20 protein-coding genes and 2 tRNA genes are annotated in these 24,824 nt (G+C 67.9%); 14 read left to right on the top strand and 8 right to left on the bottom strand.

Annotated features, from left to right (window positions below; genetic code table 11):
• Positions 1 to 2 precede the first annotated feature (2 nt).
• The 3 genes from AC07UH_RS07940 to AC07UH_RS07950 all read right to left on the bottom strand — a co-directional run bounded on the left by AC07UH_RS07940 (position 3) and on the right by AC07UH_RS07950 (position 3,224).
• The gene (locus AC07UH_RS07940; RefSeq protein ID WP_495180216.1) at positions 3 to 977 is read right to left on the bottom strand and encodes a DNA polymerase III subunit delta'; all 975 of its coding nucleotides are present in this window, start codon (positions 975 to 977) and stop codon (positions 3 to 5) included.
• A gap of 10 nt (positions 978 to 987) precedes the next feature.
• Entirely contained in the window at positions 988 to 2,154 is a 1,167-nt protein-coding gene (locus tag AC07UH_RS07945) for a D-alanyl-D-alanine carboxypeptidase family protein (RefSeq protein ID WP_495180215.1), read from the bottom strand.
• A 68-nt stretch (positions 2,155 to 2,222) separates the two neighbouring features.
• Positions 2,223 to 3,224 (bottom strand): lytic murein transglycosylase, encoded by a 1,002-nt coding sequence (locus AC07UH_RS07950; RefSeq protein WP_495180214.1) that lies wholly within the window; start codon positions 3,222 to 3,224, stop codon positions 2,223 to 2,225.
• 137 nt (positions 3,225 to 3,361) lie between these two features.
• On the opposite strand from AC07UH_RS07950, the gene AC07UH_RS07955 reads away from it, so the two are divergent.
• Positions 3,362 to 3,451: transfer RNA gene (locus tag AC07UH_RS07955), tRNA-Ser, on the top strand.
• Between the two features lie 40 nt (positions 3,452 to 3,491).
• Here the strand turns inward: AC07UH_RS07955 and AC07UH_RS07960 are convergent.
• Positions 3,492 to 5,606: a prolyl oligopeptidase family serine peptidase gene (locus tag AC07UH_RS07960; RefSeq protein ID WP_495180213.1), complete on the bottom strand. Its 2,115-nt coding sequence runs from the start codon at positions 5,604 to 5,606 to the stop codon at positions 3,492 to 3,494.
• A gap of 84 nt (positions 5,607 to 5,690) precedes the next feature.
• Here AC07UH_RS07960 and AC07UH_RS07965 point away from each other — a divergent pair, with 84 nt between their 5' ends.
• Positions 5,691 to 7,088, top strand: coding sequence for an MFS transporter (locus AC07UH_RS07965; RefSeq protein WP_495180212.1), 1,398 nt, complete (start codon positions 5,691 to 5,693; stop codon positions 7,086 to 7,088).
• Positions 7,089 to 7,217: 129 nt separating this feature from the next.
• Here the strand turns inward: AC07UH_RS07965 and AC07UH_RS07970 are convergent, their stop codons facing one another.
• On the bottom strand, positions 7,218 to 8,954 hold the full coding sequence (locus AC07UH_RS07970; protein ID WP_495180211.1) for a DUF885 domain-containing protein: 1,737 nt from the start codon (positions 8,952 to 8,954) through the stop codon (positions 7,218 to 7,220).
• A gap of 126 nt (positions 8,955 to 9,080) precedes the next feature.
• Between AC07UH_RS07970 and AC07UH_RS07975 the strand changes: the two genes are divergently transcribed.
• The 4 genes from AC07UH_RS07975 (at position 9,081) to AC07UH_RS07990 (ending at position 14,254) form a co-directional block, all read left to right on the top strand.
• Positions 9,081 to 9,908, top strand: coding sequence for an alpha/beta fold hydrolase (locus tag AC07UH_RS07975; RefSeq protein ID WP_137897323.1), 828 nt, complete (start codon positions 9,081 to 9,083; stop codon positions 9,906 to 9,908).
• Between the two features lie 87 nt (positions 9,909 to 9,995).
• Entirely contained in the window at positions 9,996 to 11,933 is a 1,938-nt protein-coding gene (gene acs, locus AC07UH_RS07980) for an acetate--CoA ligase (RefSeq protein ID WP_495180210.1), read from the top strand.
• A gap of 78 nt (positions 11,934 to 12,011) precedes the next feature.
• On the top strand, positions 12,012 to 14,066 hold the full coding sequence (locus AC07UH_RS07985) for a carbon starvation CstA family protein (protein WP_495180209.1): 2,055 nt from the start codon (positions 12,012 to 12,014) through the stop codon (positions 14,064 to 14,066).
• Positions 14,063 to 14,254 (top strand): YbdD/YjiX family protein, encoded by a 192-nt coding sequence (locus tag AC07UH_RS07990; protein WP_038659396.1) that lies wholly within the window; start codon positions 14,063 to 14,065, stop codon positions 14,252 to 14,254. The genes AC07UH_RS07985 and AC07UH_RS07990 overlap by 4 nt, the downstream gene beginning before the upstream one ends.
• Before the next feature lie 205 nt (positions 14,255 to 14,459).
• On the opposite strand, the gene AC07UH_RS07995 is transcribed toward AC07UH_RS07990, so the two are convergent.
• Positions 14,460 to 14,903, bottom strand: a complete 444-nt coding sequence (locus tag AC07UH_RS07995; RefSeq protein WP_038659399.1) for a MarR family winged helix-turn-helix transcriptional regulator — start codon at positions 14,901 to 14,903, stop codon at positions 14,460 to 14,462.
• An 84-nt stretch (positions 14,904 to 14,987) separates the two neighbouring features.
• Here AC07UH_RS07995 and AC07UH_RS08000 point away from each other — a divergent pair, with 84 nt between their 5' ends.
• From AC07UH_RS08000 to AC07UH_RS08015, 4 genes are all read left to right on the top strand, one after another.
• On the top strand, positions 14,988 to 16,166 hold the full coding sequence (locus AC07UH_RS08000) for an HlyD family secretion protein (protein WP_495189834.1): 1,179 nt from the start codon (positions 14,988 to 14,990) through the stop codon (positions 16,164 to 16,166).
• Positions 16,163 to 17,737 (top strand): MDR family MFS transporter, encoded by a 1,575-nt coding sequence (locus AC07UH_RS08005; RefSeq protein WP_137897328.1) that lies wholly within the window; start codon positions 16,163 to 16,165, stop codon positions 17,735 to 17,737. The genes AC07UH_RS08000 and AC07UH_RS08005 overlap by 4 nt, the downstream gene beginning before the upstream one ends.
• A 7-nt stretch (positions 17,738 to 17,744) precedes the next feature.
• Positions 17,745 to 19,190 (top strand): efflux transporter outer membrane subunit, encoded by a 1,446-nt coding sequence (locus tag AC07UH_RS08010; RefSeq protein WP_495180207.1) that lies wholly within the window; start codon positions 17,745 to 17,747, stop codon positions 19,188 to 19,190.
• Positions 19,191 to 19,276: 86 nt separating this feature from the next.
• Positions 19,277 to 19,933 (top strand): GntR family transcriptional regulator, encoded by a 657-nt coding sequence (locus tag AC07UH_RS08015; protein WP_137897329.1) that lies wholly within the window; start codon positions 19,277 to 19,279, stop codon positions 19,931 to 19,933.
• Between the two features lie 93 nt (positions 19,934 to 20,026).
• Here the strand turns inward: AC07UH_RS08015 and AC07UH_RS08020 are convergent.
• Positions 20,027 to 20,103 (bottom strand) — tRNA-Pro (locus AC07UH_RS08020).
• Between the two features lie 205 nt (positions 20,104 to 20,308).
• Here AC07UH_RS08020 and yajC point away from each other — a divergent pair.
• From yajC to AC07UH_RS08040, 4 genes are read left to right on the top strand one after another with little or no spacing between them, the layout of a single operon-like run.
• The gene (gene yajC, locus AC07UH_RS08025; protein ID WP_495180206.1) at positions 20,309 to 20,647 is read left to right on the top strand and encodes a preprotein translocase subunit YajC; all 339 of its coding nucleotides are present in this window, start codon (positions 20,309 to 20,311) and stop codon (positions 20,645 to 20,647) included.
• Positions 20,647 to 22,248 carry a protein translocase subunit SecD gene (gene secD, locus AC07UH_RS08030; protein ID WP_038659411.1) on the top strand — a complete coding sequence of 534 codons (1,602 nt, stop codon included), beginning with the start codon at positions 20,647 to 20,649 and terminating at the stop codon, positions 22,246 to 22,248. Before yajC ends, secD begins: the two co-directional genes overlap by 1 nt.
• Before the next feature lie 16 nt (positions 22,249 to 22,264).
• Positions 22,265 to 23,239, top strand: coding sequence for a protein translocase subunit SecF (secF, locus tag AC07UH_RS08035; RefSeq protein WP_038659414.1), 975 nt, complete (start codon positions 22,265 to 22,267; stop codon positions 23,237 to 23,239).
• Between the two features lie 10 nt (positions 23,240 to 23,249).
• Positions 23,250 to 23,618, top strand: a complete 369-nt coding sequence (locus AC07UH_RS08040) for an MTH938/NDUFAF3 family protein (RefSeq protein WP_495180488.1) — start codon at positions 23,250 to 23,252, stop codon at positions 23,616 to 23,618.
• On the opposite strand, the gene AC07UH_RS08045 is transcribed toward AC07UH_RS08040, so the two are convergent.
• Positions 23,600 to 24,808: a glycosyltransferase gene (locus tag AC07UH_RS08045; protein WP_495180205.1), complete on the bottom strand. Its 1,209-nt coding sequence runs from the start codon at positions 24,806 to 24,808 to the stop codon at positions 23,600 to 23,602. The two genes, AC07UH_RS08040 and AC07UH_RS08045, sit on opposite strands and share 19 nt — an antisense overlap.
• Between the last annotated feature and the right edge of the window lie 16 nt (positions 24,809 to 24,824).

The raw sequence follows: 24,824 nt of genomic DNA on the forward strand, positions 1-24,824 counted from the left end.
GGTCAGCGCAGCGCCGCGACGATCGCCGCCATCTCGAACACCGTCGCCTGCGCATCGAGCGACAGGCCCAGCGCCGCACCGGCGAGATCGCGCGCCGCCGCCTGCGCGTCGAGCGCCGTCTTGAGCCGCGTGCCCGACCGGGTCCGCGCCTCGCGCGCGATCATCGCCGGCACGCGATCGAGGAAGGCTTCGTAGCGCGCGGCATTGCCCTTCCCCGCCAGCGCTTTGGCGAGCGCGGCGCGACGCGCATTCATCGGGTCGCCATCCTCGGCGATGCCTGCAATCGCCCGGTCGAGCCCGTTGATATCGAGCCCGGCATAACGCAGAGCACGGCCGGGCGCCCCCTCCCCGGTCCGCACCAGCGCGGCGATCTCGTCCCCATCGGCCTCGGGCAGCGCCTGCCGCAGCGCCTTTGCCATATCGTCGTCGTCGAGCGCGGCGAAGCGCAGCAAGCGGCAGCGCGAGCGGATCGTCGGCAGCAGCCGGCCCGGCGCATGGCTGACGAGCAGGAAGATCGTGCCCGCCGGCGGCTCTTCGAGGTTCTTGAGCAGCGCATTGGCACCGTTGCGCTCGAGATCGTCGGCGGCATCGATGATGACGACGCGGCGCGCGCCCATCGACGGCGTCGTCGCGAACAGCGGCTGGAGACTGCGCACCTGCGCGATCGTGATGCTGCGCGCCAGATCCTGATCGGGCTTGTCGGGAACCTTGGGCAGCCGCTGCATCACGCGCAGATCGGGGTGCGAGCCGGCATCGACCAGCGCGCGGGTCGGATGGCCCTCCGGCACGACCAGCCCCGGCGCCGAGACACCGGTCGCGCTGGCCTCGGCAAGCATGCGCAGTGCCGCGGTCTGCGCGAAGCGCGCCTTGCCGACGCCCTCCGGCCCGACCAGCAGCCAGGCATGATGCAGGGCGCCGCCGCGCAGCGCCGCGACGAAGGCGGCCTGCGCGTCGGCGTTGCCGAACAATTCGGTCACGGCCGCGGCATCAGCCGAAGAGCGAGGTCAGCCCCGCCCAGGCGCGACCAAAGAAGCCCGCCTCGCCGATATCCTTGTCGGCGACCAGCGGCAGCCGCTGTTCGGGCAAATCGGGCGCCTTGACGACGAGATCGGCGATATGCTGGCCGGCCTTGATCGGCGCGCGGATCGGCCCTTCGTAGACGACCTTGGCGCTCATCTGCGGCACCGCACCCGCCGGCACGGTGACGGTGAGTTGCCGCGGCGCGACGAGGCCGACGCTGCTCGCGCTGCCCATCTGCACCTCGGCGGTCGACACCTGCTTGCCTGCGGCGACGACCGGCTTGGCCTGCCAGGCGCGGAAGCCCCATTCCATGAAGCGCACAGATTCCTCGGCGCGGCCGTTCGACGAGGTCAGCCCGGCGACGACCATCACCAGCCGCCGGCCGTTCTGCTCCGCCGAACCGGTGAAGCCGAAACCCGCCTCCTCGGTATGGCCGGTTTTGAGCCCGTCGGCGCCGGCGACGCGGCCGAGCAGCGGATCGCGATTGGCCTGGGTGATGTCAGCACCGGCGCCGAGCGTCTTGCCCCAGGTGAAGCTGCGCAGCGAATAGAAGCGCTTGTAGAGATCCGGGAAGTCCTTGATCGTCGCGCTGGCGAGATGCGCGAGATCCTTGGCGGTGACATAGGTCACGCCATTGTCGGGCCAACCATTCGACGTGCCGAAATGGCTGTTGGTCAGGCCGAGCTTCTTCGCCTGATCGTTCATCCGGTCGGTGAAGGTCTGTTCGGTGCCCGAAATCCCCTCCGCGAGCACCACGCAGGCATCGTTGCCCGACAGCGTGACGATGCCCTTCAGCAGATTCTCGACGCTGACGTTCTCGCCGGTCGACAGGAACATCGTCGAGCCGGCCTGCGGCCCGTGCCAGCGCTGCCACGTCTCGGGCCGGACCTGAAACGTCTGGCCGAGCTTCAACTCGCCCTTTTTGATCATGTCGAAGGCGACATAGACGGTCATCATCTTCGCCATCGACGCCGGCGGCATGCGGCGGTCGGCATCGCGCTGATAGAGCACCGCGCCCGACGACAGGTCTTCCATATAGGCGATCGGCGCGGTCCCCTGGAACTGGGGCGCGGCGGCGACCGACGGGACGGCGGCGGCGACGATCGCGAGGGGGGCGGCGAGCAGCTTGTTCATGACGGCGATGGGGCTTTCCGGGAGGTTAAGCGGGAATGATGCTGGCATAGCGCCGCGCGCGGGCGGCGTCAGCCCTCAACCGCATCGGCGAGCAGGCCGACCGATAGCGCGTAGAAGTTCGAGCAATTGTAATCGAGGATCACTCGATAATTGCCGGTAAGCAGATAGGCGGTCGCGCCGGAACCGTCGGGCTCGATCAGCGTCGCCTGCACGCTGTCGGCGGGCCATCCCCTGCCCTGCGGCACCACGCCCAGCGCGCGCCACTCCGCCATCGTCCGCCAGCGGCTGTGCCGCTCGAACACGCGCGGGCAGCGCGGCGACACGAGCCGGCTGGTCAGGCCGCTACGGTCGAGCCCCGCCGGAACGCTGACCGCAAGGCCCCATGGCTGACCGGGACGCCAGCCAGCATTGGCAAAATAATTGCCGATTGAGGCCAGCGTATCCGCCGGGCTGGTCCAGATATCGGCCCGCCCATCGCCATCGCCGTCGCGTGCGAGGCGGAGATAGACCGAGGGCAGGAACTGCGGATTGCCCGTCGCGCCCGCCCAGCTGCCCTTCAACTGCTCGCGCGGAATGCCGCGGTCGAGGATCTTGAGCCCGGCGATGAACTCGCCCGCGAACAGGCTGCGCCGCCGCCCCTCATAGGCGAGGCTGGCGAGGCTGCGCAGCAGATCGAAATTGCCGGTATAGGCACCGTAATTGGTCTCATGGCCCCAGATCGCGACCATGATCGATTCGGGGACGCCGGTCTCGCGCTCGACGCGCGCCAAGCGCGCCCGCTGCGCCTGATAAGTGGTGCGACCGCGGCCGATCCGCGCGGCGTCGACATGGCTCGCCTTATACGGCGCGAACGGCGGCGTCGCGGTGCTGCCGGGATTGCCCGGCTGGGCGCGGTCGAGCTGGATCGTGCGGTCGCTGAGCGTCAGCGTCGGGAAGACGGCATCGACCGTCCGCTGCGTCACGCCCTCGGCCAGCGCCTGCCGGCGAAGCTCCTGCAGATAGGTCTGGAACCCGGCTTCGTCCTGCGCCGCGACGGGCGCGGCGGCGCTAAGCGCCAAGGTCGTTGCCATTACGCCGGTCGTCAGCGCGCGTCGCAGTCGTTGCCCCCACATGCCGGCCGTGGTGCCACAGCGGGCGGGTGGCGTGAACCTCTTATCGTCGCAGGGGTTGCACGGGCAGCCGCGGTGCGACTATCCGGGGTCACCACGGAGGGATGGCCGAGTGGTTTAAGGCAGCGGTCTTGAAAACCGCCGTAGGTGGAAGCCTACCGTGGGTTCGAATCCCACTCCCTCCGCCAACTGCTGCGTCCCCGATCAAAGACCGGGGACGCGCGTAGGTCACTTCGCCGGGCCGAGCAGCTTCTGCGCGAAATAGGTCATCTGGAGCGCCTGCAACCGCGCACCCTGTTCGATGTCGGCATCGCCAGAATGGCCGCCGGCGGTATCCTCGTAGAACAGATACGGCAGGCCGTATTCCTTCAGCCGCGCGGCGAACTTGCGCGCGTGCTGCGGGCCGACGCGGTCGTCCTTGGTTGTCGTCCAGATATAGGGCTCCGGATAGGCCACGCCCTTCCTGATGTTCTGATAAGGCGAGATCGTCGCGAGGAACGCCTTTTCCTCCGGCACCGACACCGAACCATATTCGTCGACCCACGACGCGCCCGCCGCGATCCCTTCGTAGCGCAGCATGTCGAGCAGCGGCACCTGGATGGTCACCGCCTTCCACAGATCGGGATGCTGGTTGAACTCGACGCCCATCAGCAGGCCACCGTTCGAGCCGCCATAGATGCCGAGCGTCTGCGCACTGGTCAGTTTGCGCGCGATCAGGTCCTTCGCGACGCTCGCGAAATCGTCGTAGATCACCTGCCGCTTGGTCTTGCGACCGGCGTCGTGCCATTTGGGGCCGAACTCGCCGCCGCCGCGGATATTGGCGAGGACGTAGCTGCCGCCGCGCTCGAGCCACAATTTGCCGGTGATCGCCGAATAGCCCGGCAGCATCGGCAGCTCGAACCCGCCGTAAGCCGTCATGATCGTCGGCGTCGTACCGTCGAGCGCGATGCCCTTCTTGTGGACGATGAAATACGGCACCTTGGTGCCGTCGGTCGAAGTCGCCTCATGCTGCTCGACGACAAGGTTGCTCGCGTCGAACTTGGCGGGCAGCGTCTTGACCGGCCTCACGGCGCTCGCCGTGGCGGCGTCGAGCGGCAGCAGCGTCGTCGGCGTCAGGAAGCCGGTAACGGTGAGATAGCCGTGGTTGCTCTTGTCGTCGGCGCTGGCGACGCCGAGCGAGACATTGTCGGGCAAGGCGATCGGTTTCGACGTCCAGCCGGCCTTGCCCGGCGTGTAGACCGACGCGCGGCCCCGGACGTTGTCGTTGTAGATCAGGACGACATGGTCTTTCGTCGTCACCACCTCGTCGACCGACTGGCGCGGCGTCGGCGCGAACAGCACGACGGGCCGGATCGCATTGGCCTGCACCTCGGCGAGTGGCGCCGACGCGACCGAGCCGGCGGTCACCGCACCCCATGGATCGCTGGTCTGGAACAGCACCTGCCCCGCGACCATGCCGACCGGACTGGTCCGCGCCGGAATGTCGAGCTTCTTCGTCCCCTCCGGCGTCCAGACGTGCGTCTCGCCGCCGAAGAAGGTGATGCGCCGTTCGATCGCGACCAGCCGGTTGCCCTGGCCATCGGTGATCACGCCGGCATAGGTACCGAGCTGGTCGGTCGGCTGACCGCGGAAAATCTCCTGCGCCGCGTCGAGCGACTGGCCGCGCTTCACCAGCTTGACGACGAAGGGATAGCTCGACGCGGTCATCGTCCCCTGCCCCCAGTCGCGGCTGACCAGCAGCGTGTCCTTGTCGAGCCAGCTCGCGCCCTGCTTCGACTTGGGCAGCGCGAAGCCGCCGGCGACGAACTGGCCGGTGGCGAGATCGAACTCGCGATAGCTGATCGCGTCCTCGCCCCCTTCGGACAGCGCGACGAGGCAGAGGCGTTCCTCGGGATGCAGGCAGGACGCGCCCTTCCATACCCATTTCTTGCCCTCGGCCTTCGACAGCGAGTCGAGGTCGAGCACCGTCGTCCATTGCGGCTGCGGCTGGGCGTAGCTCGCCTCTGTCGTCCAGCGCCAGATGCCCTGCGGATGATCGGCGTCGCGCCAGAAATTGTAGATGCGGCCATAGAGCTGGCTCGGCATCGGGATACGGTCCTTGGCGGACGCGATCGCCAGCGCTTCGGCATAGAAGGTCCGGTAGCGTGGATCGTTCTGCAGCCGCGGCAGCGTCTTGGCGTTCTCCGCCTCGACCCAGGCGAGCGGCCTGGCGCCGTCCTTGTCCTCGAGCCAGATATAGGGGTCGGTTTCGGTGGTCTGGGTGGTCGTCATCGGCCTGCTCTGCGCGAGCGCGGGCGCGGCGGCAAGGATCGTCGAGGCGATCAGCAGCGTGCGGAGGATCATCGGCGCGGTTTCTCCCTGTGATGGACCGGTCTTGCCGGGCAATGCGTTGGCGCGCAATCCGCCCGTATGCCTGGACCCTATCCGATGACCGATGGCCTGACCCTGCCCCGCCGCTATGTCGCGATCGGCGCGATCTCCGCGGGGACCGCGCTGGTCATCCTCGACGGCGGCATCGCGACGGTGGCGCTGCCGACGATCGCGCGCGACCTGCACGTCGGCAACAGCGCGGTGGTGGCGGTGGTCACCGTCTACCAGCTCATCCTCGCGATGATGATTCTGCCCTTCGCGGGGCTCGGCGACAAATTCGGGCTCAAGCGCACCTATCAGTTCGGCCAGCTCGTCTTCACCGTCGCGACGCTGCTCTGCTTCTTCGCCAAGAGCCTGCCGTTCCTGCTCGTCGTCCGCGCCGCGCAGGCGCTCGGTGCGGCGGCGGCGCTCAGCGTCTCGTCGGCGCTGATCCGCTCGATCTATCCCGCCAAGCAATTGGGGCGCGGGCTCGGGATCAATTCGGTGGTGGTGTCGAGCTCGGCGGCGCTGGCGCCGACGATCGGCGGACTGGTACTCGGCATCGCGCCGTGGCCCTGGGTGTTCGCCAGCGCGGTGCCGTTCGCGTTGCTCAGCCTTGCGCTCGGACGCGCGCTGCCCGCGCCCGAGCCGCGCGACGAAAAGTTCGACGTGCTTGGCGCGGTGATGTGCGCGAGCATGATCGGCCTCGTCATCTCGGGGGCGGAAAGCGCGGTACACGGCGATAGCCCCGTGGTGTCGGCGGCGATCGTCGCGGTCGGTGCGGGCATCGGCTGGATCTTCGTCCGGCGCGAGCGCGGCGAGGAAAAACCGATCCTGCCGATCGACCTGCTCGCGCGGCCGGTGATCGCGCTATCGGCGATCGGTGCCTATACGGCATTCACCGCCTCGATGACGCTGCTGCTGTCGACGCCGTTCCGGTTGCAGCACGGTTATGGCTTCAGCGCGGCCGAGGTCGGCGCGGCGATCGCGCCCTGGCCGCTCACCAACATGATCGTCGCGCCGCTCGCCGGCTGGCTGTCCGACCGGGTGCCGGCGGGGCTGCTCGGCGGGATCGGCATGGCGGTGTCGATCGTCGCGCTGCTGCTGATCGCGACCCTGCCCGCCGATGCCGCCTATTTCGACATCGCGTGGCGGATGGCGTTGTGCGGCTCGGGGTTCGGCCTGTTCCTGCCGCCCAATGCCCGGCTCATCATCGGCTCCGCCCCGCGCGAGCGCGCCGCGGCGGCGGGCGGCCTCGTCGGCACGGTGCGGCTGGTCGGGCAGACGACGGGCGCGACGCTGGTCGCGGCGCTGCTCGCGATGAACGTCGGCGCGGGAATGGCGCCGCCGCTGGTCGCCGCGGGCCTCGCTCTGGTTGCCGGCCTGTGCAGCCTCGCCCGGCTGCGCCCGTCGATCCGCAATCCATCGAGCGACGAGGCGGAGGACGAGCAACCGGGGACGCAGGTGTCGCGGTGAGTCTTCCCCTTCCAGCCGACCGGCGACATGTCCGCAACCGTTCGTGCTGAGCCTGTCGAAGCACGATGAGACTCACCTGCCCTTCGACAGGCTCAGGGCGAACGGAAGGACGAAGGCCACGTCGGCCGGTCAAAACACAGCCCGCGCCGTCTCCTCGCCCATCATCCGCTGCCGCACCAGCGGGATCGCCGGGCCGCCATAGCTCAGGAACTGGTCGTGGAACGCCTTCCACGCCTTGCGGCCGCCGCGGGTGGCGGTCCAGTCGTCGCGCAGTTTTCGGATCATCAGCTTGCCGAGCGTATAGTTGAAATAGGCCGGATCATAGGTGCCGCGCGCCGCCTGCTGGCGCGAATTGCCCTCGTCCTGATAGCATTGCTCGCGGAACATCTTGAGGCTCTGCTCTTGCGTCATGCCGCGCGCATGCATGCCGATCGCCGACAGGAAGCGGCAGTCGCGCAGCAGCGCGTTGCTGATCTGGCCGATATGCGTCTCGGGATCGCCGTTATCGAGGCCCGCTTCCCACATCATCTCCTCGGCATAATGCGCCCAGCCCTCGGCGAAGGCATAGCCGACGAACACCCGGCCGAACATCGACTTGGACCGGTTGGCGTGGAGGAACTGGAGGAAATGCCCCGGCATCACCTCGTGCACCGAGGTGAACAGCAGATCCTTCCTGCCCGGCACGAAGGCGTCCTGCGTCTTCTTGTCCCACGACGGATCGGGCGGCGAGATGTAATAGACCGACGGCACGTTCTTCTCATACGGACCGGCGGGATCGATATAGGCCGAGTTCTGGCGGTTGTAGGGCGGGCTTTCCTCGACCTTCGCTTCCTCGGTGCCGGGAATCGTGACGAGGTCCTTGGCGACCACGAAGGCGCGCAACGTCGGGATCTGTCGCCGCGCCTCCGCCACCGGGCCGTCGGCCGACTTGTTGGCGTTCATCTTTTCGATGCAAGCCGGAATCGTCTGGCCGGGCGCGAACTGCTTGCAGGCGGCGGCGAGCGCATCCTGGTTGCGCTTGAGGTCGGCGCGGCCCGCCGCCTCCAGCGTCGCGAGCGACGCGTCGACGCCCTCGGTGGCGCGTACCATCCGCTGGAAGCGATCGGCGCCGAGCGCGAAATCGCCCGTCGCGGTGCCGCGCTGCGCCGCGAGCCAGCTGGCGAGTTCGCGCACCGCCTTGCTCGCCCCCTCCGAGGAGGTCATGAGTTGCGCCTGCAAGGCCGGATCGCGGACGTCCGCGAACGCCTTGCGCGCGTCGCCGACGTAATAATCCGCGAAGCCGTTGAACCCGGCGACGCCGTAGTCGATGAACGATCGCGGCATCGGCGTCTTTAGATTGGCGCGGATCGCCTGCGCCGCCGCCGGCACCCGCCCGAAGAAGGCGATCAGCGCCTTCAGCCGGGTCGGCGCGTCGGCATAGGGTCGGGCGATATAGACGTTAGGGTCGAGCCCGCCGCCGACATAATAGGCCGGGTTGCTATGCGGCTGGTCGGCATCCTCGAGCCAGAACAGCTTCCCCTCGGCGACCCGGATCAGATAGTCGCGTTCGAACCGCTCGTCGGGGCTGAGATCGGCATCGCCGAACGCGCGGGCGCGGTCGATGGCGTGGTGGAGGAAGGCGGACTGGCGTTGCAGCCCGGCGCCGCTCCAGTCGGGCAACTGGCCGTCGAAATCGTGGCGGCCCTGATAGACCGCATTGGCCGGATCGAGCTTGAACCAGCCCTCGATGAAGCCGTCGCGGAATTGCGCGAAGCCGTTGCTGTGCGCCGGTTGCGCCGCCGCGCTCTCGTTGGTCGCGGAGGGCGCGCCGCCCGAACAGCCTGCTACGGCGAGCGCAAGCAGCGAGGCCGCCACGAAGATACGCATAACCTGATCCCCTGATTCGTGTTTCGCCGCGATGCTGGCATCCGGCCGTCGCGAACGCCAGCCCGGGCGAGGAACGGCCCGCGGCGCGCCACGTTGACCGCGCTGACACTACGAGAGGACGGTTTCATGCCCTACGTCAAAACGCGCGACGGCACCGACATCTACGTCAAGGATTGGGGATCGGGCCGCCCGGTCATCCTGCTGCACGGCTGGCCCTTGTCATCCGACAGCTGGGACCCGCAGATGATGGCGCTCGCCGACGCCGGTTTCCGGGCGATCGCCTACGACCGCCGCGGTTTCGGCCGGTCGGGCCAGCCGTGGAGCGGCTATGACTATGACACGCTCGCCGACGATCTCGCCGACGTGATGGCGGCGACCGGCGCCGATACCGACGCCACGCTCGTCGGCTTCTCGATGGGCGGCGGCGAGGTCGCGCGCTACATGAGCCGCCACGGCGGCAAAGGCGTGATCGCCGCGGCGCTGGTCGCCTCGGTCGTGCCGTACATGTTGAAGACCGAGGACAATCCGCACGGCACGCCCGAGGACAAGCTCGCCGAGATCGGCGAGAACATCCAGAAGGACCGCGCGCATTTCTTCCGCGACACTTTCTTCAAGCAATTCTTCGGCGTCGGCGTGATCAGCCATCCGGTCAGCGACGACGTGCTCGACTGGGCGACGACCACCGCGTTGCAGGCGGGGCTCAAGCCGACGCTCGCCTGCGCAGAGGCGTTCGGCCATACCGACTTCCGTCCCGACCTCGCGTCGTTCAACGTCCCGACGCTGATCATCCATGGCACCTCCGACCAGACGGTACCGATCGACGCGGCCGGCCGTCCCGCCTCGCTCGGCATCGCGAACAGCCAGCTCGTCGAATATGACGGCGCGCCGCACGGTCTGTTCGCCACGCACGGCGATCGCCTGACCAACGACCTGCTGACCTTCCTCGGCCGGTAACGGCTGGCATCCTGCCGGCCGCTCCATTATCCACCCTCGCGGGCGCCCGACGGCGCCCGCTTCATCATCATGGCGGGGATGCGTTGCGTGACCGATCCTGAAATCTACCCGATCACCGGCGACTGGACCAACGCCAGCCTCGACCCCAAGAAATACGAAGACCTCTACGAAGCCGCGGCGAGCAGCCCGGGCAGCTTCTGGCTCGATCAGGCGACCAAGCGGCTCGACTGGATCACGGCGCCGACGATCGGCGGCGACTGGTCGTTCGCCAAGGCCGACTTTCACATCAAATGGTTCGCGGATGGCGAACTCAACGTCGCAGCGAATTGCATCGACCGTCATCTCGCCAAGTACGGCGATACCGTCGCGATCATCTGGGAACCCGACGAGCCGTCTGAAGAGCCGAGGCGCATCACCTATCGCCAGCTCCATGACGAGGTTGGCCGTTTCGCTAACGTGCTCAAGGCGCATGGCGTCGGCAAGGGCGACCGCGTCACGCTCTACATGCCGATGATCCCCGAGGCGGCCTATGCCGCGCTCGCCTGTGCGCGGATCGGCGCGATCCATTCGGTCGTGTTCGGCGGATTCTCCGCCGATGCGCTTGCCGGCCGGATCGAGGATTGCGGGTCGAAGATCGTCATCACCGCCGACGAAGGCCGTCGCGGCGGCAAGAGGATCAAGCTCAAGGCGTGCGTCGACGAAGCCGCCGCGCGCGCGCCGACGCTGGAGACGGTCATCGTCGTCAAGGCGACCGGTGCCGAGGTGGCGATGGGGCCGCGCGACATCTGGTATCACGAGGCCGCCGCCGGCGTCGGCAGCGACTGCCCGGCGGAGACGATGGCGGCGGAAGACCCGCTGTTCATCCTCTATACCAGCGGTTCGACCGGCAAGCCGAAGGGCGTTCTCCACACCTCCGCCGGCTATCTCCTATGGGCGGATTTCACCTTCAAGATCGCGTTCGATTACAAGCCGGGGCAGGTCTTCTGGTGCGCCGCCGATATCGGCTGGGTCACCGGCCATACCTATCTGCTCTACGGCCCGCTCTCCAACGGCGGTACGACATTGATGTACGAAGGGCTGCCGACCTGGCCCGACGCCAGCCGCATCTGGCATGTGGTCGACCGCCACAAGGTCCATACGCTGTTCACCGCGCCCACCGCGCTGCGCGCGCTGATGAAGGAGGGCGACGACTTCGTCCGCAAGACCGATCGGTCGTCGCTCAAGCTGCTCGGCTCGGTCGGCGAACCGATCAATCCGGAGGCGTGGCGCTGGTATCACGACGTCGTCGGCGAAGGCCGCGCGCCGATCGTCGACGCCTGGTGGCAGACCGAGACCGGCGGGATCATGATCGCCCCCCTGCCCGGCGCGGTGCCGATGAAGCCGGGGTCCGCCTCGAAACCGCTGCCCGGCGTCGTGCCGCAGCTCGTCGACGACAAGGGAACAGTGCTGACCGGCGCGGCGCAGGGCAATCTGTGCATCACGCAGAGCTGGCCCGGCCAGATGCGCGGCGTGTGGGGCGATCAGGATCGCTTCTTCCAGACCTATTTCACCACCTACGAGGGCAAATATTTCACCGGCGACGGCTGCCGCCGCGACGGCGGCGGCTATTATTGGATCACCGGCCGGGTCGACGACGTCATCAACGTCTCGGGCCATCGCATGGGGACTGCCGAGGTCGAGAGCGCGCTGGTGCTGCACGAGGCGGTCGCCGAGGCGGCGGTGGTCGGCATGCCGCACGAGGTGAAGGGTCAGGGCATCTACGCCTATGTGACGCTCAACGCCGGGCGGGAGGGCGACGAGGCGTTGCGCAGCGCATTGGTGGCCTGGGTGCGGCAGGAGATCGGCCCGATCGCCAGCCCCGACAAGCTGCAATTCGCGCCGGCCTTGCCCAAGACGCGCTCGGGCAAGATCATGCGCCGCATCCTGCGCAAGATCGCCGAGGGCGACGTGACCGCGCTGGGCGACACCTCGACGCTGGCGGACCCGGCGGTGGTCGACGATCTGGTGGCGAACCGCATCGTCTGATCGTCCTTGACCGGGAGGGGAGCGGGTTGCCCTCTCCTCCCGCCCCCTTTAGGCACGCCGCCAAAGGGGGACGGATCGATGACCTTCGCGAGCAGGATCGGATGGATCGTCGTCGCGCTGATCGGCGCCGGCGCCCTCGCGGTGGTGGCGACCGCCCGCGGCGAGACCGTCAATGCGGTGTGGATCGTCGTCACGGCGGTCTCGGTCTATCTGATCGCCTATCGCTTCTATTCGCTCTATCTCGCCAAGGTCGTGGTCGGCATCGATCCGGCGCGCCCCACCCCGGCGCAGCGCCACCCCGACGGGCTCGACTTCGTCCCGACCGACCGTCGCGTGCTGTTCGGCCACCATTTCGCCGCGATCGCCGGTGCGGGGCCGCTGGTCGGCCCGGTGCTCGCGGCGCAGATGGGGTATCTGCCGGGCATGTTGTGGATCCTCGCCGGCGTCGTGCTGGCGGGCGCCGTGCAGGACTTCATGGTGCTGTTCCTGTCGATGCGGCGCGACGGCCGCTCGCTCGGCGAACTGATCCGGATGGAGATGGGGGCGGTGCCGGGGACGATCGCCTTGTTCGGTGCGTTCATGATCATGATTATCATTCTGGCGGTGCTGGCGCTGATCGTCGTGCGCGCGCTCGCCGACAGCCCCTGGGGGATGTTCACCGTCGCCGCGACGATCCCGCTCGCGATCCTGATGGGCGTCTATACCCGCTGGATCCGGCCCGGCCGGATCGGCGAAGTCTCGTTGCTCGGCCTCGTCGGGCTGATCCTCGCGATCGTCTACGGCCAGAACGTCGCCGCCTCGACCAGTCTGGCGCCGTGGTTCACCTATACGCCGGTGCAGCTCTGCTGGATCCTGATCGGCTATGGCGCGGTCGCCGCGCTGCTCCCCGTGTGGCTGCTGCTCGCGCCGCGCGACTATCTGTCGACCTTCCTCAAGATCGGCGCTATCGCCGCGCTGGCGATCGGCATCGTCGTCGTCGCGCCGCCGATGCGCATGCCGGCGCTGACCCGGTTCGTCGACGGCAGCGGCCCGGTCTGGTCGGGTTCGCTCTTCCCCTTCCTGTTCATCACCATCGCCTGCGGTGCGGTGTCGGGCTTCCATGCGCTGATCGCCAGTGGCACCACCCCCAAGCTGATCGCCAGCGAGGGCGATGCGCGCTTCATCGGTTATGGTGCGATGCTGATGGAGAGCTTCGTCGCGATCATGGCGCTGGTCGGTGCGTCGATCATCGATCCCGGCGTCTATTTCGCGATGAACAGCCCCGCCGCGGTCGTCGGCACCGACCCGGCCAGCGCCGCCGCGGCGGTATCGGCGATGGGCTTCGCGATCACGCCCGAGACGATCGCCGCCACCGCCCGCGACGTCGGCGAGAAGACGATCATCAGCCGCGCCGGCGGCGCGCCGACGCTCGCGGTCGGCATGGCGCAGATCTTCAGCCATCTGATCGGCGGGCGCGCGATGATGGCCTTCTGGTATCATTTCGCGATCCTGTTCGAGGCCTTGTTCATCCTGACCGCGGTCGACGCCGGCACCCGCGCCGGCCGGTTCATGTTGCAGGACGTGATCGGCCTCGCGGTGCCGCGCTTCCGCAACTCGACCTCGTTCGTCCCGGGGCTGATCGCCACCGCCTTGTGCGTCGCGGCCTGGGGCTTCTTCCTGTATCAGGGCGTCACCGATCCGCTCGGCGGGGTGAACACCTTGTGGCCGCTGTTCGGCATCTCGAACCAGATGCTCGCCGCGGTGGCGCTGGTGCTTGCCACCGTCGTGCTGTTCCGGATGAAGCGCGCGCGTTATGCCTGGGTGACGATCCTGCCGGCGACGTGGCTGGTGCTGTGCACGGTGACCGCCAGCCTGCTCAAGCTCTTCTCCGGCGATCCGAAGGTCGGCTTCCTCGCCCACGCCCGCCGCTTCGCCGACGCGGCGGCGCGCGGCGAGACGCTGGCACCCGCCAAGTCGCTCGGCGAGATGGGGCGGATCGTGATGAACGACCGGATCGACGCGGCGCTCTGCGCGCTGTTCCTCGCGGTGGTGGTGTCGGTCATCGGCTATGGCATACGCACCTGCCTGATCGCGCGCCGTCTCGACGCGCCGAGCGTCAGCGAGATTCCCGCGCTGGCAGTGGCAGCGGAATGAACGTCGGGACGATCCTGCGTGGCATCGCCGAAACCGGCCGTTTGATGGTCGGCGTGCCGTCCTATCGCACCTATGTGGCGCATATGGCGGCGGCGCACCCCGATGCGCCGGTGATGAGCGAGGCGGCCTTCTTCCGCAACCGGCAGGAAGCCCGCTATGGCGGACGCAACGGCGGTCGCTGCTGCTGACGTTAAGCGCGACCGCCGGGCGGATCAGCCCAACAGGGCGAACGTCACCGCGCAGATCGACAGCGCCGCACCGCTCGCGCAGCACAGGATGCCGAAGCCGCATTGGCACAAGGTCGGCTGATACCGGTCCATAGCACCTCTCCTCAACGTCGCTCTTCCGGCGACGAACAGAGGCTAACACAGGCCGATCCGGATGCAATAGGCGTCAGCGCCGTGGACGCGCCTCTTCCGCGTCGAGCGCCGTCGAAAGGGTGTCAACCATGCCGGCAAGCGCAAGCCGCTCCTCGACGGTAAGCGCGCCGAACACGCCGTTGATGAGCTCGTGGCGCAGCGGTTCGGTCTCGCCGATCACCCGCCGCCCCTCGTCGGTGATCGACACCTGTTTGACGCGCCGGTCCCGCTCGTCGGGCGTGCGCATCACCAACCCGTCGCGTTCGAGCCCGTCGATCGCCTCGGTCACCGTCCGCGGCGCGTAATCGAAGAAGTCGGCGATGTCCGCCGCGCGCGACGGCCCCCGCTTGTACAGGAACAGCAGCAATTTGGTCCGCGCCAGCGACGCGCCCTGCTCCGCCATCCGCCGGTTCATCAGACGCTGCATCCGGAAGAAAAGCCGGAACAGCTCGGCGGCAAGGGGTTCGCAATCAGACATATGTGAGGACCCTCATTAAATGGTCTTGCACAATGCTGCAAGTGCGAGCATCACGACGCCGATCCAAGCAAGAAGATGAAGCTGATGGCCGAAAACGAGCAAAATCGGGATGATAGCGCCGAATCGCAGGGCGACTCGGACCAGGCGCGAAGCAAGCCTTCGCCGCTCAAGAACCCGCGGGTGCGGATCATCCTGCTGATCGTGATCGCCGTCGCGGTGATCGGCGGCGTCTTGTGGTACGTGCGCTACCAAAGTGTCGGCAAGTTCATGCAGGGCACCGACGACGCCTATATCCAGGCGGATGCGGTAACGATCTCGCCCAAGGTGTCGGGCTATGTCGACAAGGTGTTCGTCGCCGACAACCAGCAGGTGAAGGCCGGCACGCCGCTCCTCCAGATCGACGCGCGCGACTATAACGCGCAGGCGGCGCAGGTGGAGGCGCAGATCGATGTCGCCCGCGCCAATGCCGAGGGCGTGCGCGCGCAGATCCGCGAACAACAGGCGGCGATCGACAAGGCTCACTCGGACCTTAGCGCGGCGCGCAGCGATGCCGCCTTCGCGCATGCCGAGGTCGTCCGCTACCAGCCGCTCGCCGCCTCCGGTGCCGAAACGCGTGAAAAGCTGTCGCAGCTGCTGAACCAGGCGCGTCAGGCGGATGCGCAGGTCGCCTCGGCGCAGGCCGCGCTGACCAGCGCGACGCGCCGCGTCGGCACGTTGCAGGCGCAGGTCCAGCAGGCGAACGCGCAGGGCGAGGCCAGCCGCGCGCAGCTCGCCGCCGCCAAGGTCAACGTCGGTGCGACGATCCTGCGGGCCAGTATCGATGGCCGCGTCGGCGACAAGACGGTGCGCATCGGCCAATTCGCCCAGGCCGGTACCCGGCTGATGTCGATCGTTCCGGTGCAGCAGATCTACGTCGAGGCGAATTTCAAGGAAACGCAGCTCGGCCTGATGCGCGTCGGCCAGCCGGTCACGCTGGACGTGGACGCGCTGCCCGGTGTCGAGATCCACGGCCGCGTCGAGAGCGTCTCGCCGGGCACCGGTGCGCAATTCTCGCTGCTGCCGCCGCAGAATGCGACCGGCAATTTCACCAAGATCGTTCAGCGCGTACCCGTCCGCATCGCGCTCGACGCGGGGCCCGAAACGCGCAAGCTGCTGGTTCCCGGCATGTCGGTCGACGTGACGGTCGATACCCGTTCCGCCAAGGGCAGCGTGCAGCGCATCCGCGACGAGCAGGACCAGCATAACGAGCGGCGCGGCCGATGAGCGCGGCCGCCGCTCCTGCGGCTCAGGGCAATCGGGCGCGGGCCGCCACGCCCGAACGCGCCGATCTCGCCGCTTGGCTGGCGGTGGCGGCGGGCAGCCTCGGCGCGCTGATGGCGACGCTCGACATCTCGATCGTCAATTCGGCGCTGCCGGTGATCCAGGGCGAGATCGGCGCGAGCGGCACCGAGGGTACGTGGATCGCTACCTCCTATCTTGTTGCCGAGATCATCATCATCCCGCTCTCCGCCTGGCTTGAGCGCGTGCTCGGCCTGCGGACCTTCCTGCTGATCGCATCGATCCTGTTCACCGCCTTTTCGGTGGTCTGCGGCCTGTCGACGACGCTGACGATGATGATCATCGGCCGCGCCGGCCAGGGCATCACCGGCGGCGCGCTGATCCCGACCGCGATGACGATCATCGCGACGCGACTGCCGCGCTCGCAACAGCCGATCGGCACCGCGCTGTTCGGCGTCACCGCGATCCTGGGGCCGGTGCTCGGGCCGCTGATCGGCGGCTATCTCACCGAGAACGTCAGCTGGCATTACGCCTTCTTCCTCAACGTCCCCGTCGGCGCGGTACTTCTGGTGCTGCTCCTCGTCGGCCTGCCGCACCAGAAGCCGCATCTTCGCGAATTGCTCAAGGCGGACTGGCTCGGCATCGCCGGCCTCGCACTGGGTCTTGGTGGCCTCACCGTCGTTCTCGAAGAGGGACAGCGCGAGCAATGGTTCCAGTCGGCGCTGATCATCAAGCTGACCGTGCTCACCGTCTTCGGGCTCGCGATGCTGTTCGCCGGGCAGTTCATTGCCGAAAAGCCGGTGGTCAAGCTGCGCCTGCTGATCGACCGTCAGTTCGGCAGTGTCGCGATCATGGGGCTGGTACTCGGCATGGTGCTGTACGGCAGCAGCTATGTCATCCCGCAGTTCCTCGCGGCGATCGCCGACTATAACGCGCTGCAATCGGGCAAGGTGGTGCTGCTCAGCGGCATTCCCAGCCTGTTGATGATGCCGCTGGTGCCGCTGATGATCCGCCATCTCGACATCCGCGTCGCGGTCGCCTCCGGGCTGCTGCTGATGGCGCTGAGCTGCCACCTCGACACGACGCTGACCGCGCAATCGGTGGGAAGTGCCTTCACCGATTCTCAATTGCTGCGCGGCGTCGGCACGATCCTCGGCTTCGTCTTCCTCAACCAGGCGGCGATCGCCTCGGTGCGGCCAGAGGAAGCCGGCGATGCCGCCGGCCTGTTCAGCGCGGCGCGCAATATCGGCGGTTCGTTCGCACTCGCCGGCATCGCCACCTTGCAGGACCAGCGGAGCTATCTGCACAGCCGGCGGATTGACGAAGTGCTCAACGCCAATTCGGTCGCGCTGCAGGATTATCTCGCCGCCACCGGCCGGTCGCTCGGTGGCGCCGCCACCGCGATCCAGTCGCTTGGCGGCACGATCCAGCGCGAGGCGCTGGTGATGACCTATAACGACCTGTTCTGGCTCCTGTCGGTCGGCATCTGCTGCGTCGTGCCGCTCGTCCTGTTCCTCCGCCCGCTGCCGCAGGGCGGCCCCGTTGCGATGCATTGAGGCGATGATGCAAATTCTCCGCTCCCCTTCCCTTCTGCTGATCCCGGCATTGGCGCTCGGCGCCTGTACGGTCGGCCCGAATTACGCCGGTCCGCCCAGGACGCTCGCCGACACCGCCGCCCCCGCCGGTTTCAAGCGCGGCGGCCCGCTCGCCTCGCCGGCGGCGCCGGGCGTCGCAGCCTGGTGGACGCAGCTCAACGATCCGCTGCTCACCGAGCTCGAGACGCAGGCGCTCGCCGCCAACCCGAACGTTGCGGTGGCGACGGCACGGCTGCGGCAGGCGCGCGCCTCGCTGCGGCTGGAGCGCGCCAATCAGGCACCGAGTGCGAATGCCTCGGCCGTTTATTTGCACGCCCGCATTCCCGGTTTCGACTTCGGCGGCACGAGCGGCAGCGACACCGGCGCCAGCGCGGTCGACGTCTACAACCTCGGCTTCGACGCGAGCTGGGAGGTCGATCTGTTCGGTGGCCGCCGCCGCTCGGTCGAGGCCGCACGGGCGCAGGCCGAGGCGGCAGAGGCGAACGTCGCCGATGCGCAGGTCAGCCTCACCGCCGACGTCGCTCAGGCCTATGTCAATCTGCGCGACGTCCAGCGCCGCATCGCCTTGGCGCGCGACGCGGCGCGGATGCAGCAGCAGATGCTCACGCTTACCCAGCAGCGGTTCGGGCAAGGCGCCGCCTCCGATCTCGATGTCGAGCGGCTGCGTGGCCAGGTTGAGTCGACCAACGGCCAGATCGTGCCGCTTCAGGCCGAGCTCGAAAGCTACCTCAACGCGCTGGCGGTCCTGACCGGGCAGGAGCCAGGCGCCCTCGATGCGCGACTGAGCCCGATCGGCGCAGTGCCGTTGCCCCCCGCCGCGGTCGCGGTCGGCGATCCCGCAGCCTTGCTTCAGCGCCGTCCGGACATTCGCGCGGCCGAGCGCCAATTGGCGCAGCGCACCGCGCAGGTCGGCGTCGCCGACGCGGCGCGCTTCCCGCGGCTCAACATCCTCGGGCTGATCGGCCTCGGCGGAACCAAGCTCTCCGACATCAGCCCGGACAAGCTGGTCGGCCTCGCCGCGCCGATGCTGCAATGGAATTTCCTCGACTTCGGTCGCAACCGCGCGCGGATCAATCAGGCCGAGGGCCAGCGCGACGAGGCCGAGGCGCAATATCGCGGCACCGTGCTCGGCGCGCTGAAGGATGCGGAGGATGCCCTCTCCCGCTTCGGCCATCGCCGCGAGACGGTCGCCAGCCTGTTGCGCAGCAAGGCGAGCGCCGATCGTGCCGCCGATCTGATGCAGCAACGCTTCCGCGCCGGCACCGCGACGTTGATCGACACGCTCGACGCCGAACGGCAACGGGTTGCCGCCGAACAGAATCTGTCGGCGGGCACGGCGGGGCTGACCGGCGACTTCATCGCCTTGCAGAAAGCGCTCGGCCTGGGCTGGGGGGCAGCGCCGCCAGCGGTGTGATCCGATTTGCAATATGTTGATCTTGCGGCCGGATTCTGGAAGAGGACCGTATACGCGTCGCGATCGTCGCGCTGGGAAACAAGCCGATGAGCATCGTCGTACGGACCCTTTCCGATCAGGTCTTCGAAATCGTCCGCGAACGGATCGTCGATGGATCGATCCGCGCCGAAGCGCCGATCCGGCAGGATGCGCTCGCCGCGGAATTGGGGGTCAGCAAGATCCCGCTGCGCGAGGCGCTCGTCCGGCTCGAACACGAAGGGCTGATCCACAGCCAGGCGAACCGCGGCTATTCGGTGCGTGCGCTATCGGCGGAACAGGCGGATGAGATCTATGCGCTGCGCCTGGCGATCGAGCCGCGCGCCGCGGCGATCGGTGCAGCGGAGGCGGATGGCGACGACCGCAGCTATGCGACGACCTCACTTGCCGCGCTCGAAGAGGCGCGTGGCGCCGCGCCGACCGAGATCGCGGTGCGCCATCGCCGCTTCCACGTCGCGCTGGTGCGGCCCGGCGACCGCATGCTGACGACCCAGCTGATCGAGCGGCTGGCGATGCTCGCCGAACGTTATGTCATCGCGCATCTGGAGCCTGCCGGCCGGTTCGCGCGTGCCGACCGCGAACATCGCGATTTGCTTGCCGCCTGGCTCGACGGCGACGGCGACACGGTCGAGCAGCTCATGATCCAGCATCTCGAACTGACCCGCGCCGATCTGCAGGCCGAGCTGCAACACCTGCGCAGCCGATAGATCTGCGCCGCGACGGCGCTTACGCAATCTGCAATGTCATTGGCTGGAGATCCCGCGGGATCGATCCGGCTCGCCCGTCCCGAGCGAATGAAATGGTCGGGGCGACAGGATTCGAACCTGCGACCCCCACACCCCCAGTGTGATGCGCTACCAGGCTGCGCTACGCCCCGACCGAGGGACCGTCAGCACATGGCCATCGATCCCGGAGCGGGGCCTGTAGGCGGGTCCGCCGGGGGATGCAAGCGGCCTTTATCGATGCTGCGCCGGGAAGAGCCGTTGCAGCGGCGCAACATTGCGCGCCGCCCTAACCGATGCTAGCGCGCGGATTATCTTGTGCGGAGGATTTCCCCCGCCGATCAGCCATGCACGGATACGATGTTGATCTCTCCAGCTTATGCCCAGACCGCCGGCAGCGCCGCTGATGCCGGCGGGTACGCCTCGCTCATCAGCTTCGCGCCGCTGCTTCTCATCTTCATCGTCTTTTACTTCCTGATGATTCGCCCGCAGCAGACCCGCATGAAGGCGCTGCAGCAGGCCGTGGCCGCGGTGAAGAAGGGCGACAGCGTCGTCACCGCCGGCGGTGTGATGGGCAAGGTCACCAAGGTCGAGGATGCGTTCGTCGAAATCGAGATCGCGCCGAATACCCGCATCCGGGTCGTCAAGGCGACGCTCGCCGAGGTGACCGGCCTCAACACGAAGCCGGCGAACGACTGATGCTCGACTTTCCGCGCTGGAAGGTAGCGTCGATCTGGGCGGTGCTCGCGCTGCTCTGCGCGCTGTCGATCCCCAGCTTCCTGCCCGAGTCCGTCACCAACAGCTGGCCGTTCCACCCGCGCATCAACAAGGGCCTCGACCTTGCGGGCGGCAGCTATCTGATGCTCGAGGCGGATACGCAGGATCTCGCGAACACGCGGATCGAGGCGATGCGCGAACAGATCCAGGGCACGATGCGCAACGGCACGCCGCGGATCGACATCGGCGACGTCTCGACGCGCAACAACCAGATCAGCTTCATGCTGCGCGACCCCAGCCAGGTCGATGCCGCGCGCGAGCGGCTGCTCGGCATCACCGGTGGCGGCGCGGGGATGACCGGCCAGCGCGAATGGGACATCCAGGTCGTCGATTCGAGCCGGTTCGTGCTCTCGCCGACGCAGGCCGGCCTGCAGCAGGCGATCAAGACGGCGATGGAAGACGCCACCGACGTCGTCCGCAAGCGCATCGACGCGCTCGGCACGCGCGAACCGACCATCGTCCGCCAGGGCGACAACCGCATCCTCGTCCAGGTGCCGGGCCTGCAAAATCCGCAGGCGCTGAAGGATCTGCTCGGCAAGACCGCCAAGCTCGAATTCAAGCTGGTCGATCAGACGGTCACCAACCCGGCGGATCTCGTCAAGGGCATCGCCCCGATCGGCAGCCAGATCCTGCCCTATCCGAAAAACCCGTCAGGCGTGCCCTTCATCGCCGTCAAACGCTCGGTGATGATCTCGGGCGACCAGCTCGCCGACGCACGCCAAGCGTTCGATCAGCAGACCAACCAGCCCAACGTCCAGATCACGTTCAACGCGGCGGGCGGCAACCGGTTCGCGCGCGTGACGCAGGCCAATGTCGGCAAGCCGTTCGCGATCATCGTCGACAATCAGGTCGTCACCGCGCCGAACATCGAGACCGCGATCCTCGGCGGCTCGGCGGTCATCAACGGCGGGTTCACCGTCGACAGCGCCAACCAGCTCGCGATCGCGCTGCGTTCGGGCAAGCTGGCGATCAACCTCAAGGTCATCGAGGAATCGACCGTCGGCCCCGACCTCGGCGCGGATTCGGTGCGGGCCGGCATCCTCGCCTGCTCGGTCGCGGTCGCGCTGGTCGTCGCCTTCATGTTCCTTACCTATGGCCGGTTCGGCCTCTATGCGAACATCGCCGTCGTCATCAACGTGTTCGTCATTCTCGGCGTGCTGGCGCTGCTCAACGGCACGCTGACGCTGCCGGGCATCGCCGGCTTCGTCTTGACGATCGGCACGGCGGTAGACGCCAACGTGCTCATCAACGAACGTATCCGCGAGGAACGCCGGCGCGGACGTTCGGTCGTCCAGGCGGTCGAACTCGGCTACAAGGAAGCCAGCCGGACGATCTTCGAGGCCAATATGACGCATGCCATTTCGGGCATCATCATGTTCGCGCTGGGCTCCGGTCCGGTGAAGGGCTTCGCGGTCGTGCTGCTGATCGGCATCGCCACCTCGGTCTTCACCGCCGTCACCTTCACGCGCATGCTCGTCGCGCAGTGGATCCGGCGCGAGAAGCCCAAGACGATCAACATCTGAGGCGAAAGGCCAAGACATGCGCCTCCTGAAAATCGTACCCGACAACACCAACATCGACTTCGTCCGGCTGCGCGGCCTCGCCTTCGGGCTGACGCTGCTGCTGAGCGTGATCGCGGTCGGGTTGACCGTCTACAAGGGCCTCAACTTCGGCGTCGACTTCGTCGGCGGCCTGATGATCGAGGAGAAGTTCGCCAGCCCGCCCGATCAGAACAAGGTGCGTTCGGTGATCGACGGCCTCGGCGTCGGTGAAGCCGCGTTGCAGCAGCAGGGCGGTCCGCAGACGCTGATCATCCGCCTGCCGGTGCAAGAAGGTGCGGACGAAGGTGCGACCAACGCCGTCGTGAAGAAGGTGGAAACCGCGCTGGCACGCGCCTTCCCCGGGGCGACGTTCAGCCGTTATTCGACCGTGTCCGGCAAGGTGTCCGGCGAGCTGATCCGCAACGGCGTGCTCGCGGTCGTGCTCGCGGTGCTCGGCATCGGCCTGTTCGCGATCCTGCGCTTCGAATGGCAGTTCGGCGTTTCCACCATCGTCGCGATCGTCCACGATCTGCTAATGACGGTCGGCTTCTTCGCCCTGTCGCGGTTCGAGTTCGACCTCAACATCATCGCCGCGGTGCTGACCATCATCGGCTATTCGATCAACGACAAGATCGTCATCGACGATCGCATCCGCGAGAACATGCGCCGCTATCGCAAGATGGACATGCGCGAGATCATCAACCTGTCGGTCAACGAAACGCTGCCGCGCACCGTTATGACCTCGGTGACGATCCTGCTCGCGCTCGTCGCAATGCTGCTGCTCGGCGGCCACGTGCTGCGCGGCTTCACCGCCGCGATGATCCTCGGCATCGTCGTCGGTACCTATTCGTCGATCTACGTGTCGTCGTCGCTGCTCATCACGCTCGGTCTTCGTGCCGAGCCGACCGGCGGCGACAAGCCGACCCGCGGCGTCGCCGACAATGCGGAGCGCGTCGGCCCGCGCGAGGGCTGAGGCGATGCGGATGCAGGCAGACGCGCAGACCGGCGGCCCGATCGTCCGCGGCTTCGTTGGCAGTGGGTATCGCGTCGACGACGAGCATGTGGCACGCGCTCTGCTGATGACGCATGAGACGGCGGTCGAATGGACCCCGCCGGCGCTTTCGGTGCTCGGCGAGGATGCGTTGCAGTTGCTGATCGACGCCGCTCCGGAGTTCATCCTGATCGGCACCGGGGCGACGTTGGTGCGGCCGCCGGTCGCGCTGGTCAGCGCGCTCGAGGATCGCGGGATCGGCGTCGAGGCGATGGATAGCCGTGCCGCCGCGCGCGCCTGGGGCGTGCTGCGTGGCGAGGGGCGCGTGATCGGTGCGGCGCTCTACCCGCTAGACGCCTGACGCGTCCGGATCGTCCTGCGCCGGCCGTGGCGAACGAGCCCGCGTAGATGATCGACCAAGGCGGCGGTATTCGCCTCCCAGGTGAAGGCCGACGCGGTGGCGCGCACCGCCTTCGGCTCCGGCGGCGCCGCGAGCAGGTCGGCAATCGCCACGGCGAACGATGCCGGATCGCGGTGCGCGATGCGCCCGGCGGCGCGTGAGGCCACGACCTCGCGTGCACCACCCGCATCGGAGATGACGATCGGCGTCCCGCAGGCGAGCGCCTCCAGCCATGCGTTGGCCAGCCCCTCGGACGTGGAGGCCAGCGCCATGACGTCCGCCGCCGCACAGATCGCCGGAAGTTCGCCGTGCGGCACCGCACCGAGCAGGTGCAGGCGATCCGCACATCCCAATTCGTCGGCCAGAGCCAGCAGCCGCGCGCGCTCCGGTCCATCGCCTGCAATCGCCAATGCGACTCCCGGCAAGGCCGCCACGGCCCGGAGCACCAGATCGTGGCCCTTGCGTGAAATCAGCGCGCCGAGCGACAGCACCAGCGGCCCCGTCAGCCCCAGCGCCGTCCTCGCGGCCGGGCGGTCCGCGACCGGCCGGAACCGTGCCAGATCCACGCCGGTGAGATGAACGCGGATACGCTCCTCCGGCATGCCGAGCGCCGCCATGTTCGTCCGCATGGCGGCGCTGACCGCGAGCAGGCCGTCGGCGCCGTGCGAGGCGGCGATGACCTGCGCGGCGGTCGGGCCGCTGGTGCCCCAATGGTGGATATCGGCGCCGCGCGCCTTGATCGACACCGGCACGCCATAGCGCTCGCCCAATGCCACCGCGGCCGGGCCGTCCGGAAAGAAGAAGGAGGCGTCGATGACATCAAAGGCGAAGTCGGTGCGGATGTCGTCGAGCAGCGGCACGAGCGCGCGGACCAGATGGTGTGCGTGCCAACGCCCGCCGACGCCGGGGATCGAGGTGAAACGCGGCCGATGGACGGGCAACCCGTGCCATATCTCGTGCAAGGGCAGCGTCAGCTTGTCGGCATGATGGATCAGCGCCAGCGGACCGGGCGGCAGGCCGATCGGCGCGACGACGCGAACCTCGACATCCTCGGCAGTGGCGAGGCCACGCGTCTGCCGTTCGACGAATATCCCGAAGTTCGGTCGGGTAGCGTCCGGAAACAAGGTCGAGAGCGTCAGTACGCGGAGCATGACCCGCGTACTAACC

The sequence above is a fragment of the Sphingomonas sp. GW821-FHT04B01 genome (assembly GCF_059420425.1).

Coding starts and splice junctions, on each gene's coding strand:
- AC07UH_RS07945 (WP_495180215.1), bottom strand. CDS start 2,154: ATGAACAAGCTGCTCGCCGCCCCCCTCGCGATCGTCGCCGCCGCCGTC.
- AC07UH_RS07950 (WP_495180214.1), bottom strand. CDS start 3,224: ATGGCAACGACCTTGGCGCTTAGCGCCGCCGCGCCCGTCGCGGCGCAG.
- AC07UH_RS07960 (WP_495180213.1), bottom strand. CDS start 5,606: ATGATCCTCCGCACGCTGCTGATCGCCTCGACGATCCTTGCCGCCGCG.
- AC07UH_RS07965 (WP_495180212.1), top strand. CDS start 5,691: ATGACCGATGGCCTGACCCTGCCCCGCCGCTATGTCGCGATCGGCGCG.
- AC07UH_RS07970 (WP_495180211.1), bottom strand. CDS start 8,954: ATGCGTATCTTCGTGGCGGCCTCGCTGCTTGCGCTCGCCGTAGCAGGC.
- AC07UH_RS07975 (WP_137897323.1), top strand. CDS start 9,081: ATGCCCTACGTCAAAACGCGCGACGGCACCGACATCTACGTCAAGGAT.
- AC07UH_RS07985 (WP_495180209.1), top strand. CDS start 12,012: ATGACCTTCGCGAGCAGGATCGGATGGATCGTCGTCGCGCTGATCGGC.
- AC07UH_RS07990 (WP_038659396.1), top strand. CDS start 14,063: ATGAACGTCGGGACGATCCTGCGTGGCATCGCCGAAACCGGCCGTTTG.
- AC07UH_RS07995 (WP_038659399.1), bottom strand. CDS start 14,903: ATGTCTGATTGCGAACCCCTTGCCGCCGAGCTGTTCCGGCTTTTCTTC.
- AC07UH_RS08000 (WP_495189834.1), top strand. CDS start 14,988: ATGGCCGAAAACGAGCAAAATCGGGATGATAGCGCCGAATCGCAGGGC.
- AC07UH_RS08005 (WP_137897328.1), top strand. CDS start 16,163: ATGAGCGCGGCCGCCGCTCCTGCGGCTCAGGGCAATCGGGCGCGGGCC.
- AC07UH_RS08010 (WP_495180207.1), top strand. CDS start 17,745: ATGCAAATTCTCCGCTCCCCTTCCCTTCTGCTGATCCCGGCATTGGCG.
- AC07UH_RS08015 (WP_137897329.1), top strand. CDS start 19,277: ATGAGCATCGTCGTACGGACCCTTTCCGATCAGGTCTTCGAAATCGTC.
- yajC (WP_495180206.1), top strand. CDS start 20,309: ATGTTGATCTCTCCAGCTTATGCCCAGACCGCCGGCAGCGCCGCTGAT.
- secD (WP_038659411.1), top strand. CDS start 20,647: ATGCTCGACTTTCCGCGCTGGAAGGTAGCGTCGATCTGGGCGGTGCTC.
- secF (WP_038659414.1), top strand. CDS start 22,265: ATGCGCCTCCTGAAAATCGTACCCGACAACACCAACATCGACTTCGTC.
- AC07UH_RS08040 (WP_495180488.1), top strand. CDS start 23,250: ATGCAGGCAGACGCGCAGACCGGCGGCCCGATCGTCCGCGGCTTCGTT.
- AC07UH_RS08045 (WP_495180205.1), bottom strand. CDS start 24,808: ATGCTCCGCGTACTGACGCTCTCGACCTTGTTTCCGGACGCTACCCGA.